11 protein-coding genes are annotated in these 13,035 nt (G+C 68.7%); 5 read left to right on the top strand and 6 right to left on the bottom strand.

Annotated features, from left to right (window positions below; genetic code table 11):
* Positions 1-6: 6 nt before the first annotated feature.
* Both KY572_RS04350 and KY572_RS04355 read right to left on the bottom strand, forming a co-directional pair.
* Entirely contained in the window at positions 7-873 is an 867-nt protein-coding gene (locus KY572_RS04350) for an ImuA family protein (protein WP_224240888.1), read from the bottom strand.
* A gap of 706 nt (positions 874-1,579) precedes the next feature.
* A complete protein-coding gene (locus KY572_RS04355; protein WP_263451364.1) occupies positions 1,580-2,800 on the bottom strand; it encodes a vWA domain-containing protein in 1,221 nt (406 codons plus the stop codon).
* A gap of 252 nt (positions 2,801-3,052) precedes the next feature.
* On the opposite strand from KY572_RS04355, the gene lon reads away from it, so the two are divergent.
* A complete protein-coding gene (gene lon / locus KY572_RS04360; RefSeq protein WP_224240890.1) occupies positions 3,053-5,563 on the top strand; it encodes an endopeptidase La in 2,511 nt (836 codons plus the stop codon).
* Positions 5,564-5,662: 99 nt separating this feature from the next.
* On the opposite strand, the gene KY572_RS04365 is transcribed toward lon, so the two are convergent.
* Complete coding sequence (locus tag KY572_RS04365) at positions 5,663-6,394, bottom strand: biliverdin-producing heme oxygenase (protein ID WP_224240891.1); 732 nt, start codon at positions 6,392-6,394, stop codon at positions 5,663-5,665.
* 149 nt (positions 6,395-6,543) lie between these two features.
* On the opposite strand from KY572_RS04365, the gene KY572_RS04370 reads away from it, so the two are divergent.
* The gene (locus KY572_RS04370; protein ID WP_224240892.1) at positions 6,544-7,428 is read left to right on the top strand and encodes an N-acetylmuramoyl-L-alanine amidase family protein; all 885 of its coding nucleotides are present in this window, start codon (positions 6,544-6,546) and stop codon (positions 7,426-7,428) included.
* A 24-nt stretch (positions 7,429-7,452) separates the two neighbouring features.
* Here the strand turns inward: KY572_RS04370 and KY572_RS04375 are convergent, their stop codons facing one another.
* Positions 7,453-8,421, bottom strand: coding sequence for an FHA domain-containing protein (locus KY572_RS04375; protein ID WP_224240893.1), 969 nt, complete (start codon positions 8,419-8,421; stop codon positions 7,453-7,455).
* A complete protein-coding gene (locus tag KY572_RS04380; RefSeq protein WP_224240894.1) occupies positions 8,409-9,758 on the bottom strand; it encodes a S1 family peptidase in 1,350 nt (449 codons plus the stop codon). Before KY572_RS04380 ends, KY572_RS04375 begins: the two co-directional genes overlap by 13 nt.
* Before the next feature lie 74 nt (positions 9,759-9,832).
* On the opposite strand from KY572_RS04380, the gene KY572_RS04385 reads away from it, so the two are divergent.
* The 3 genes from KY572_RS04385 (at position 9,833) to KY572_RS04395 (ending at position 12,459) form a co-directional block, all read left to right on the top strand.
* Positions 9,833-10,624, top strand: a complete 792-nt coding sequence (locus KY572_RS04385; RefSeq protein WP_224240895.1) for a hypothetical protein — start codon at positions 9,833-9,835, stop codon at positions 10,622-10,624.
* 29 nt (positions 10,625-10,653) lie between these two features.
* Positions 10,654-11,433, top strand: a complete 780-nt coding sequence (locus KY572_RS04390) for a hypothetical protein (protein ID WP_224240896.1) — start codon at positions 10,654-10,656, stop codon at positions 11,431-11,433.
* Positions 11,434-11,790: 357 nt separating this feature from the next.
* Entirely contained in the window at positions 11,791-12,459 is a 669-nt protein-coding gene (locus KY572_RS04395) for a helix-turn-helix domain-containing protein (protein ID WP_317987809.1), read from the top strand.
* A gap of 7 nt (positions 12,460-12,466) precedes the next feature.
* Here the strand turns inward: KY572_RS04395 and KY572_RS04400 are convergent, their stop codons facing one another.
* Positions 12,467-12,919: a hypothetical protein gene (locus KY572_RS04400; protein ID WP_224240898.1), complete on the bottom strand. Its 453-nt coding sequence runs from the start codon at positions 12,917-12,919 to the stop codon at positions 12,467-12,469.
* Positions 12,920-13,035: the final 116 nt, after the last annotated feature.

Here is a 13,035-nt window from a genome sequence, read left to right on the forward strand (position 1 = left end):
CCCCTCTCAGCGCGCCGCGGTGCCCGTTCCGAGCTTGGAACGGAAGGACGGCATCGGCGCATCACGCCCCGGACGCTGCCCCAGGATCCCACAGCCGTTGCGCTGCTCCCACGAGCGCCCCCGATGGAAGTCCGGCACGAGATCCTCACCGGTCGGCATCTCTCCGGCGAGCAGGAGAGCCTCCTCGCTCTCGGACTCCAGCGCGGGATAGAGGGACTGCCACGGCATCACGGCTCGTGTCCCCAGCCCACCCTGCCGGCTGCGCACGACTTCCACCGAGAGCCCCTCGGGCCCCATGGCCTCGGTCCGCATGCGCGTCACTCCGTCGGCGGGGGCGTTCGGCGAGGACAGCAGCAGCAGCAGGCTTCCGCCACGGAAGGCCGCATCCGCCAGCTTCTTGCCCTCGGCGAGCGAGAGCCGCACGCCGGAGGACCTGCCTCCCGCGAGGCCCTGCGTGAGATCCAGCACCACGCACGCGAACGCGCCGCTCCGGGCGAGCTGGACCGCGGTCCACGCGAGCTGGGAAGGCTCCTTGGGGCGTACGATGAGCAGCCGGGCCAGATCGACCCCCATGGCAGCGGCAGCCGGGGGATAAAGCTCCTTGGGACCATCCACCCAGGCGCACAGGCGATGCTCGCGGTGGGCCGAAGCCACGGCACGCAGCGCGAGGCTGGTGCGCCCGGAGGCCGCCTCGCCGCAGAGCTCCAGGGCCTGGCCCAGGGGGAAGCCGCCCGAGGGCAGCAGCGCATCCACTTCCGCGACCCCGGTGCGCAGCGTGGCCAGATAGCTCCGGGGCGCGGCCTGCAGCTGGCGGATCCGCTCGCGCAGCTGTTCGACCACTGCTCCCGATCGCTGTTCCGCCGTCGCGCTCATCACATCTTCTCCGGGCCGAGCAGATCTACACGCTCGTTCAGTATGCTCACGGATCTGACTGGCGGCACGAAGGACCCACTGCGGTGGACGAGTTCGAGCGGAGGAGGATCGCGCGATCCCTGCGTGATCACGAGCGAGCCCCCCACCAACCCAACCTCACAGGCCGGATCGCGCCGAGCAACGGCCCGGCGCCAGATCGATTGGACCCCGGATAACCGAGGCGGGACAAGCGCGCTGCCTGCGGAGCGCCGTGTTTCTTCCTCCTCCCTGTGCCAAGACGGGTATTCTCGCGGACACGACTGCTTCAAGGAGGGTGAGCCATCTCCGGGTTGATGATGTTTCTAGCCTGGGTGGCGTGCGTGGTGGTGGCGTCGACGCTCTACGTGGTGATCTACAACTTCATCGGCGCCTGGCCGACCCAGACGTGGCCGAAGCCGAAGCGCCTACGCTGCCCGGAATGCGGAGGCAAGTACCAGCCTGGCATCACCCACCTGTGGCAGTCGCCCTCGGAACTGGGCTCATCCCAGAAGCCTCCCCGACGAGGACCCTCGGCATGGCAGGTGACGTGTGCCGCCTGCGGACTCCACGTCATCTATGGGAGGTGGAGCAAGGTCCTGCGAACCTTGCGAGATCCTACTGCTGGAGGGTGACCGCGGATCGCGCATCCAGGAACGTGGGCCCGTGCTCCAGAACCGTGTCCCGGCGCCTACCCCGCGCAGAACACCTTCACCTCGATGCCCTGATCATCCTGCCTGCGCAGACAGTCCCCGAGGAAGAAGATGCGCGCCGGCCGCTCCTCGCCGGACGCGTCGTAGCGAAGGTCGCCCCCGGCGACGCTGCACGTCTGCACCGTGCCGTCCGCGCGAGTCACCCGCACCTGGGCCAGCCGCGGATCCGGCAGGTTCATCACCTCGATGCTCTGCGAGATGGCGGCCAGCGACGCGATGGTGATCAGCGTGTCGCGGTAGCTCGGCTTGCAGATGGAGTCCAGGTTCTCGCGATTGCTGTTGAAGCGCTCCGCCATGGCGCGGTGACGGAAGCCTGGCCCGTAGGAGGTCGGGCACTCCACGTTGCGCACGAAGATGCCCTGCGGCGTCGTGTCCTTCACCACTCCCACGCTCTTGTCGGTCAGCCCCACCGGGCCGATGGTGGCCCACAGCACCTCGCGAGCGCCCCCCTTGCTGTCCCGTAGCCCCTGGAAGAGCTGGAAGTAGTCATCCACCGAGTCGAGCTTCGCCGCCTCCTCCGAGCAGATGTCCCGGGAGGTGTCATCCGTGAGGGCCACCGGCGGTGGCCGCTGCCGGGAGCTGCAGTCCTCCTCGTCCGTGACGACCACCACCAGCAGCCGGGCCCCATCCCGCAGGAACCCCCCGTTGCCACCCTGCGCCAGGGGGGTGGTGGCCAGCGAGGAGGCTACCGCCAGCCGAACCGCCTCGAACGGCGCCTCCTGCCCGCTGCCGCTCGTCCCCTGCACCACCACCCGGCGGAACTTCTCCAGCAGCGCAGGGTCCGAGCCCTCGATGAAGCGCTCCGCGCTCGGCTCCCCGCTCGCAGTGGGAACGGGCCTCAGCCGCCCGGACTCTTCCGGGTACTCCCGATTGGTCTCCCGGTTATTGACGATGGCGCGCTGATAGACGGACGTCGTGATGACGCCCACCCGGAAGTCCTGCGCCACCCCGCCCCCCTGGCGCAGCTCGGCCAGGAAGGCGGGCAGCTCCGTGGCAATGCCCGCCTGCTCCTCCGCCATCGAGCCGGAGTTGTCGATGACGAAGAGGACGTCGGTCTTCTGGGCCGTGATCACCGGAGCATCCGCCTGGCACTTCCCAGGCACGGTGGACCCCGGCTCATCCACCGGAGAACTGCACGCCGCTACCCACCCCAGGGCAGCGGCCAAGAACATGGAACGAGCAGGCTTTCGGGCCCTCATCGGGGTTCCCTCCAGATCAGCGCGAGCGACGCGCATGGACGCGCCGCATCAGATTAGAAGAAGCAGGTGTCCAGCATGCCCCACCCGCCACCGCCCCGCGATAATCGTCCGGCAGGTGAACTCCCATCTGGAAAAATGCACGTTGCGTTTGCCATGGGCGTTTTGGTTGCTACGTTGGGTCAACTGGCACAGAAGAACAGTGTGTAATCAACAGCCCGACACCCAGCCGGGCGCTTAGAGGGTCGAAACCACATGTCTGACGAGAAGAAGAAAGGCTCCGCCGCCAGCGCCATGCCGACGGCCATGGCTCCTCCGGGCCTTATCAACAAGGAGGACATCCCGCAGGTGCTGCCCATCCTGCCGCTGCGGAACTCCGTGTTCTTCCCGGGCGGCGTGCTCCCTCTGGCGGTCGGCCGCCAGAAGACCATCGCCCTCATCAAGGATGCGGTCCGCGACGACCAGGTCATCGGCGTCGTCACCCAGCGCCGGGCCGAGGAAGAGGACCCGGGCTCCACGGACCTGTACACCATGGGGACCGTGGCCCGCATCGTGAAGCTCCTGAAGATGGGCGAGGACAACTACTCGCTCGTCGTCCAGGGTCTGGCCCGCTTCCGCGTGCTGGAGCTGGTCCAGGAGGCCCCCTACCTCAAGGCCCGCGTGGACGCCGTCGAGGACAAGACCTCCGCGGAGAACGTCGAGGTCGAGGCGCTCGGCATCAACCTGAAGAAGCTCGCCCGTGAGGTGATCGAGCTCATGCCGGAGCTGCCCGCGGCGGCCACCGAGCTGGTCGAGTCCATCACCCACCCGGGTCACCTGGCCGACCTCATCGCCGCCAACGTGGACGTGCCCATCGAGGAGAAGCAGGCCGTCCTCGAGACGGTGGACCTCAAGGCGCGCATGAAGCTCGTGCTCGAGCTGCTCAACCGCAAGCGCGAGATCCTCAAGCTCTCCAACAAGATCGACTCCGCCGTGAAGGGCGAGATGTCGAAGACCCAGCGCGAGTACTACCTGCGCCAGCAGCTCAAGGCGATCAAGGAAGAGCTCGGCGAGATGGGCGAGGAGGAGGAGGAGCTCGACGAGCTGCAGGAGCGCCTGAAGAAGGCCGGCCTGCCGCCCGACGTGGAGAAGGTCGCCCAGAAGGAGCTCAACCGCCTCAAGACGATCCCGGCGGCCTCCAGCGAGTACACCGTCGCGCGCACCTACCTCGACTGGATCGCGGATCTGCCGTGGGCCAAGCTGTCCGAGGACAACCTGGACATCGAGAACGCTCGCCAGGTCCTCGACAAGGACCACTACGGCATCAAGAAGGTGAAGAAGCGCATCCTCGAGTACCTGGCCGTGCGCAAGCTGAAGAACGACATGCGTGGCCCCATCCTCTGCCTGGTGGGCCCGCCGGGTGTCGGTAAGACGTCGCTCGGCCAGAGCGTGGCCAAGGCCACCGGCCGCAAGTTCGTCCGCCTGTCGCTGGGCGGCGTGCGCGACGAGGCCGAGATCCGTGGCCACCGCCGCACCTACGTCGGCGCCCTGCCCGGCCGCTTCATCCAGAGCATGAAGAAGGCCGGCACCAAGAACCCGGTCATGATGCTCGACGAGATCGACAAGCTGGGTGCGGACTTCAGGGGCGACCCGAGCGCGGCGCTCCTCGAGGTGCTGGACCCCGAGCAGAACAACACGTTCAGCGACCACTACCTGGACGTGCCGTTCGATCTGTCCAAGGTGATGTTCATCGCCACGGCGAACCAGCTGGATCCCATCCCTGGGCCGCTCCGTGACCGTATGGAGATCATCGAGCTGTCCGGCTACACCTTCGAGGAGAAGCAGAGCATCGCTCGCATCCACCTGGTGCCCAAGCAGCTCAAGGAGCACGGCCTGAGCGGCGACCACATCGAGGTCACCGACGAGGCGCTGCTGACGCTGACCACCTCGTACACCCGCGAGGCCGGCGTGCGTAACCTCGAGCGCCGCATCGCGGACATCTGCCGCGCGGTGGCGGTGGAGGTGGCCGGCGGGAAGACCGAGAAGCAGGTCATCAACGGCGAGCGCGTCAAGGAGATCCTCGGGCCCGAGACGTTCTACTCCGAGGTGGCCGAGCGCACCGAGGTTCCGGGCGTGGCCACGGGTCTGGCGTGGACGGCGGCCGGCGGCGATCTGCTCTTCATCGAGGCGACGAAGATGGCGGGCAAGGGCGGCATGACGCTCACCGGCCAGCTCGGCGACGTGATGAAGGAGAGCGCCACGGCGGCCCTCAGCTACCTGCGCAGCAAGGCGGAGGCGCTGGGCATCAACCCGAACTTCCTCGAGAAGACGGACCTGCACCTGCACTTCCCCGCGGGCTCCATCCCGAAGGACGGCCCCTCGGCCGGCGTCACCATCCTCACCGCGCTCACCAGCCTGCTGACGGGCATCCGGGTGCGCAGCGACACGGCGATGACGGGCGAGGCCACCCTCCGCGGCCTGGTGCTGCCGGTGGGCGGCATCAAGGAGAAGGTGCTCGCGGCTCACCGCGCCGGCATCAAGCGCGTCATCCTGCCCGAGCGCTGCCGCAAGGATCTGGTGGACGTGCCGGATCAGGCGAAGAAGGAGCTGGAGTTCATCTTCGCCACCAAGATGGACGAGGTGCTGATGGCGGCGCTGGAGAGCACGCCCTTCAAGACGCCGGCGGGCCCGCCCGCCGGTGGCGAGCAGCCGCAGACGCCGCTGCCGGGGGCCAGCACGGACGCCTCTCCGGAGATCCGGGCCGAGGCCGTGGGGGCCCGGAACTAACGTTCCGCCCTCGCAGTCCGTAGTCCCATGAGACGGGCGGGTTCCTTCCGAGGAGCCCGCCCGTTTTCTTTTGGGTCCGGGGGATGTAGTCGGGCCGGCTCAGAGCCCCGCGGTGGAGGAGCTCACCCCGAGAGACTCCCGCGCCAGCGCATCGGACAGGAGGGTGTCGAGCCGGAAGGCGAGCCGCGCCTCCTGCACCACCTCGCGCATGGCTTCGGCGGAGAGCGGGAGGCTGTCCAGGCTCCGATTCGCCCGGAGGCGCAGGGCCTCCAGCGACTCGGCCGTCGTCGCCTGGTAGAAGGCCGTCCCATCCCCTTCGCTCAAGTCGAAGGCCCGCGCCACCTGCTCGCCCAGGAGCGGGCCGGAGAGGATGTCCCGGGTGTAGCGCACGTAGGCATGCGCCACGAGCAGGTGCGGAGACACCAGGGCGATCTGGCGGATCCGCTCCACGTGAAGGCTCGAGAGGTGCTCGGGCCGAGGGGCCTCGATCCAGGACGGCCCCAGGAAGCAGCGCAGATCGGCCTCGAGGGACTGGGAGCGCCAGAGCTCCGGCAGGAGGAACCCGCCCACCACGGGGTGGGAGCAGAGGGCCTCCAGCGACACCTCCAGCGCCCCGTACACCTCCAGGAGACACTGGAGATAGGTGACGTAGTGGCGCCCGCGCACGAGCTGCCCGTACACGCTGGTGCCCCACGTCCCCCGGAAGAGGCTGCGCAGGAACGGGGTCTGCTCCGTCTCACGGCGCGTGGCCGCGGTCCCCTCCTCCAGGCGCACCGACAGCGGGATCCGATCCCGGGGCGACGCGAGGCTCACGACTGCGGCAGCGGGCATGATGACCTCTCCATTCAATCGATAACGATTCTCAAAATCAAATTCATGGTGCCTGGAGACTGCCCGAAACGTCAAGGCCTTTGGTGGGTGCCTGTCATCGGGTGAGAGAATGCGGGAACGCCGCGAGTCCCCCGGGCGTCGGAATGGCCATGTCGAGAGTCCTCACGCTGCTGCTGGGCCCCCTCGTGCTGCTGGGAAGTGTCCAGGCGGCCCGAGCGCAGGTCCCCTCGGTGCCCCACCCAGCGGGCGTGCTCTCCTGGCCCGCGCCGGGTGCTCCGCTGAAGGTGCAGCCGCTTCAGGCGCCCAAGGACTTCCGCAAGAAGCGCATCTACCTGGACGCGGGCCATGGCTACCGCGGCAACCGGGGCAACTCGTCCGTCACGTGCGAGGACGAGGCGGACTTCACGCTGCGCGTCGCCGAGGAGCTGGCGCGGCGGCTGGAGGCCACGGGGCGCTTCCGGGTGCGCCTCAGCCACAAGGCGGGGCAGGACGTGGCCTATCGCGCCCGCATCGCCGACGCGGAGGCCTGGAAGGCGGATGCGTTCGTGAGCCTCCACTCGGATGCGCGTGGCATGGCCACCTGGTGGGAGGGGGCTCCGGGCAGGCAGTGCCTGCGCCAGGACGCGACGCCCGGCTTCAGCGTGCTCTGGGCCGATGACACCTCCGAGCCCATGAAGGTTCGCCGCGTGACGCTGGCCCGGGCGCTGGCCCGGAACATGGCCCAGGCGGGCTTCCTGCCCTACGACGGCGTGGACTACGTCAACCTGTACGCCGGAGACCCCGAGCACCCGGGCGTCTTCGTGGACCGGCACGAGCAGGGTCAGCGCATCATGATGCTGCGCCGTCCGAAGGTCCCCTCGGTCATCATCGAGACGCACCACGCGCTCGACTTCGAGGAGGCCGCCCGCTGGAAGGAGGCCCGGACCCTGGAGTCCTTCTCCGCGGCGGTGGCGCAGGGCCTGGTGGACGCGCTCGCTGCTCCCACCTCCCCTGCCCCTCCCGTGGCGACGACCGGAGTCGCCGCGCAGAAGTAAGACGCACCTCCGCTCGCGCGCGCCTCACTTCTCCTTGGCGAGCTCATCCACCTGCTTCTGGAGCTCATCCGCCTCCTGGAAGAACTCGTCCATCGAGGAGGCCGGAACCAGCCGGAAGGAGGCCGGCAGCATCGAGCGCGGGAACTGCAGCGCCGTGCTGAACTCCTCGTTGCCCAGCAGCTCCTGCGCCTGGACCAACGTGCCGAAGCCCAGGACGATCGCGGTGACCATCGCGCCCAGCCGCCTCGACTCCCAGCGCGTCACGTAGCGCAGGTGCCAGAACAAGCCCCAGCCGACCAGCATCAGGTAGAGGCTCAGCCCGAGCAGCGGGTGCGTCGAGTCCCACGCCAGGGTGAAGCTCAGGATCATCAAGAAGCCCGGGATGCCGATGAACCCCAGCAGCACCAGGCTGCCGATGGCCCCGTGGGCGCGGAAGTGGAACTGCCGGCGCGCGATCCGGCTCGCGATGGACCAGCCACCGGCCCAGGCCAGCGTGAGCGCCGTCGGCAGCAGCATGGAGAACAGCAGCTCGCCCCAGTCCGGCTTGTCGTAGCTCGTCAGGTAGCTGGCCAGGAGCGAGGCCAGCATCGCCGCTCCCAGCGCGGCCAGGAAGGTCCGCGGACGCTCGAAGAGGCGCTGCCGGGGCCCCACGGGCGCCTCGGCCTCCAGCGCCTCCGGCACCGCGTAGCCACGCCCCCGGAAGCGCAGCACCGTGTCGCCCACCATCACCCGCGCGTCCTGTACGAGCACCATCTCGGCCAGCCGCGCCCACGGCTCCAGCCGGAAGGTGCCGTTGCGGCTGCCCAGATCGCGCACCACCAGCCCGCCCTCCTCGGTGCGCTCGATGCGCAGGTGCACCGGGGAGACCTTGGGATCGTCCAGGATGACGTCGTTGGAGTAGCCGCGCCCCACCGTGACGGGGAAGCGCTCCAGCCGGTGGCGTGCGTGGACTCCGTCCCCCTCCAGCACCTCCAGGAAGATCACTTCGTCCACGACAGCGCCTCCAGATAGTGGCGGGCCAGCTTCTGGGCGTTCTCCCGCGAGAACCCCGCCAGGGTGAGGCTGGTGTCCACCCCCTGGTTGTTCGTGGGCAGCGCGGCGGCGCGGAGCACCAGATCGTACAGCCCCGGGAACCGCTTGTAGGCGCGCAGGCACAGCGCGGCACGCAGCGTCAGCCCTCCCGTGCTCACGAACTCCGAGTGGCACCGGAAGTTCGTCACGTCCTCGCGGGTGGCCTCCACCACCGACGGATCCGACGCGAAGAAGGCGCTGTAGAGCGCCGAGAAGCGCAGCGCCCCCAGCTTCGTGGAGGACAGGTGCTGGTGGCTGTAGGCCACCGCCCCGGTGCGGTGCTCCGAGGACAGGAACACGTCCTCCTCGGAGGAGCACTGGTAGTTGGTCACCGTGTACTGCGCCTCCGGATCATGCGGCGTGTCGCCCCAGCACTTGAGGAACGGGAGCCACCGGCCGGGCACCCGGTAGGGCCCCAGGGACTGCTGCGGCAGGGGCGTGGCCAGCATGCGCTCGGTGGTGCGCTGCTGGTGATCGAGCAGCTGCGTGCGCACCGAGGCCAGCAGCGCGGCGGGCTCGGAGTCCTCCGGCTTCGCCGCGAGCGCGCGCATCAGCAGCGCCCGGGCGTGCTCCACCGGCACGAGGAAGCCCACCTGGTTGCCCATGGTGGCCACGTTGACGCCCACCACGCGGCCCTCGCCGGTGAGCGTGGGGCCGCCGCTCATGCCCGGGTTGATCGCGCCGCTGAAGTGGACCCGATCGTACAGCGCGTCCTGGATGAGCCCGTTGTAGGTGCCCTCGACGATGGTGGTACCCAGATCGCGCGGGTTGCCCATGGCGAACAGGCGCGTGCCCTGCGGCGGCGGCTTCTCCAGCAGCTGGAAGAAGTCCGCCACCGGCTGCTCCATCCGGATGACGGCCAGATCGTCCACCACGTCCACGTCGAGCAGCTTCACCGGCACCGGCTCCTGCCCGTCGCGCATCAGCTCGGCGGTGTAGTCCTCCGGGTGGACCACCAGATCCGACACGACGTGGTAGTTGGTGATCGCATGCCCGTCCGCCGTCACGAAGAAGGCCGAGCCAATCGAGGACTTGGTCCCCGAGCGGCGCTCGATGATGCGCACCTGGGCCACCCGGCGCTTGATGCGCTCGAACAGCTCGTGGGTGGCGGGCGGCAGCGTGGCCACGGGGAGCTGCGGCACGGCCGCCGGCTCATCCGAGCCTGGAGGGAGCGGCTCCTCCGGGCCCGGAGCGGGCGCGGGAGGCTGCGCGGGCACCGGAGCCTGGGTGAGGAGGGTGAGGACGAGAAGAGCAACCATGAGAGCCACACACTAATCGTGATCCGGGTCTTCTCCTGAGCTTGAATGCGCCCCCTGACTGGAGGATGCCACCCATGAACCTGCTCCTGCCCTCTCTCGGTCTCTGTGCCCTCCTCGTCGCCCTGCCCGCCCAGGCGGCCCCCGAGGATCCCCTGGCGAAGGGCACGGAGAATCACGAGGCCCAGGTCCTCGGCTGGTCCGCGGACGGCAAGCGCTTCGTCGTGCGCCTCTACCAGCTCGACCCCTTCACTCCGCGTCCGGCCCTCGGTGAGAAACCGCTCTGCCCGGGCTACGTGAGCCACGAGGGCAACGCCTTCCAGGGCGGGCTCGTCTGGCTCGTGTACGAGCGGAGCCGCCTGATCTCCGCCCTGCCCATCCTCGACGTGAAGACGTGCACCCCGGAGCAGGAGGCCCAGAAGCGCACCGAGGCCGCGAAGAAGAAGCTGGGCTCGCTGGGCATCCAGCTGGACGCCCCGGGCCGGGAGATCCTCGCCCACGTCAACACCTCCAGCATCGACGTGAGCCAGGGCGCCCAGGCGCCCTACACGCTCGAGTACGAGGAGCGTGCCACCCCTCAGGCCTCGAAGGCCCCGTCCGAGATGCAGCGGGGCGCCCTGGAGCAGCAACTGTACGTCCGCAAGGGCGAGGCTCGGCAGAGGGTGCTCGGCCGCAAGTCCTCCTTCGAGTACTCGACGGCCATGGCCGGGTACCTGAGGACGGGCCTGGACCGGGTGTGGCTGTCGCCCTCGGGTTCAACCGTCGTCGTGCTGGCCTACGAGCGCGTGGGCAACATGAGCGGGGGCCGCAAGTCGCTGCGGCTGCTCGGCGTGCTGGGCTGGTCCGGCGCCGCGCTCAAGCCACTCTGAGGCCTCACCTCAGCCGATGGAGATCGAACATGTCGCTGCCGAACTATGAGACGGTGGATGGCTCGACGCCGGAGATCACCCCGCTGGGCGCGGAGCACGGGCGGCGGCTGCCGCTGTCCGCCTTCACCCTGCTGGCCGGGGGAGACGCCTTCGAGTCCCGCGGCGGCAAGCCTCCTGCGGACGGCCCCGCCCGCGCTCGCGCGTACCTCAAGGCCAAGGTGACGCTGGTGCCCCATGGCGCGCCAGCCGAGCAGCTCCAGCGCGTGGAGGCGGACATCGTCCGGCAGCTCTCCGGGAACCTCCAGCTCATCGGGCGCATGGAGGCCTCCCGACCGGTGACGATCGATCTCATCCCTGCCGGTCAGCCCATGGCGAAGTACGGCTACCCGCGCTCCGTCTCGCCGCTGGCGGCGGGCCTGTTCTGGGATCACCCGGACTGGGAGCGGGCACGCATCGCGCTGCGCCAGGACAAGCTGGGCTCCGAGCCGCACCTGGTCTTCCACGAGATGGCGCACGCCATCCAGGGCCTGGCCTTCACCCAGGAGGAGAACGATCTCGTCTACCGCGTCATGCTGCGCACCTACCGCCAGCGCGCCATGGTGGACGAGGTGTTCGCGCTCTACAGCGAGCGCGAGTTCGTCCCCAACGTCACCTCGCACGATCTGCGCGCCCCCGGCGTCTACGGCATGGCGCGCCAGCGCTGGAACGAGGAGCACCTCTTCACCCGCTTCGTGCGCAACCTCTACTTCCCCTACAAGCCGCTGGCCGGCCCCGGCACCGGCGGCATGGGCTCCTCCTTCGAGGGCTGATCCCACCGTCCGGAACCGGGCGGAGCGCACGGCGGCCGCCCGCCCGGCGCCCCTTGACAGTGTATCCGCTATAGCGGATATATAGATCATCCGCTTTCACGGACGACTGTCCGGTAACAAAGAGGGATGTTCCATGAGCGCTGCCGTGATCGACCTGCAGGACTTCCGCAAGAAGCGAGAGGCCGAGCAGTGTCAGATGGCGGCACGTCCCGCACCGGTCCGGCCTTGGCTGCCGGTATGGGTGTGGGTAATGGTCTGGCCCGCATGAAGTCCGTACGGGAGAACTCCGGGCGTAAGGGTCGAGGGGCTGCTCAGCGCCGAAAGGAGGCGGAGCCCGTCCCGAAGGCCGTGGCGCCCGTGCCTCCCCCTGAGAGCGAGCCACCAGACGATCCATCCCCCGCTGCCTCTCCTCCCAAGGGAGAAGAGGCATGGACGTACGAGGTGGCGCACCCGGATGCCGATCAGGATCTCGCCCCCATCGTGGGGCGGAACCTGCGGCGGCTGCGCGTGCAGCGCGGGCTGTCGCTCGAGCGGATGTCCAAGGCCTCGGGCGTGAGCCGGGCCATGCTGGGGCAGATCGAGCTGGGGCAGAGCGCGCCCACCATCAACGTGCTGTGGAAGATCGCCCGAGCGCTGGATCTGCCGTTCTCGGCGCTGATCAGCACCACGGGCGGCGCCGGGACACGGCTGATGCGCGCCTCGCAGGCCAAGCGGCTGACGTCGCACGACGGGAGCTTCGCGTCGCGAGCGCTCTTCCCGTTCGACGAGCCACGGCGGGTGGAGTTCTACGAGCTGCACCTCAAGGGCCACAGCGAGGAGAAGGCCGAGCCTCACCCGCCGGGCACGCTGGAGAACCTCATCGTCACGCGGGGCACCATCGAGATGGAGGTGGGCACCGAGCGCCACCTGCTGGCCACCGGTGACGCCATCCTCTTCGAGGCCGACAAGCCCCACGTCTACCGCAACGTGGGGCCCGAGGACGTCACCATGTACCTGGTGATGACGTACGCCGAAGAGGTGGGCTGAGCCGGCGTTACTTCGCCATGCCCATCATCATGGGCATGCCGTTGCACATCATCATCACCGGCGCGCCCATGGCCATCATGGAGTTCATGGCGTCGCAGCACTCCTTCATCATCGCCATGTCCTGGCCGTCCATCGGCATCATCTTGCACATCATGCCGTCCTTGCCCATCTCGCACGTCATGCGGGCCATCATCGGCGCCATCTGACGCATCATCATGGGCATCATCATCGGCATGCCCATGCCCATGGGCATCATCATGGGGTTCATGCCCATGCCCATGTTCATCATCGGGTTCATGGGCATCATGCCGCCCATCATCATGGGGTTCATGCCCATGCCCATGTTCATCATCGGGTTCATGCCCATCATCGGCATGCCCATGTTCATCATCGGGTTCATGCCCATCATCGGCATCTGCTGCTGGGGCATGTTCATGGGCATGGCGTTCGCGGTCATCATGGCTCGGCTCGGCTCCTCCCGGTCTCCCGGGACGTGAAGGAACGCCGTGGGGATAGGACATCCCCCACCGGGCCGCGACTGCCCGGCGAGGCAACCCCGCGCTTTCCTCCGAAGCA

The organism is Hyalangium gracile, assembly GCF_020103725.1.
Classification (GTDB): domain Bacteria; phylum Myxococcota; class Myxococcia; order Myxococcales; family Myxococcaceae; genus Hyalangium; species Hyalangium gracile.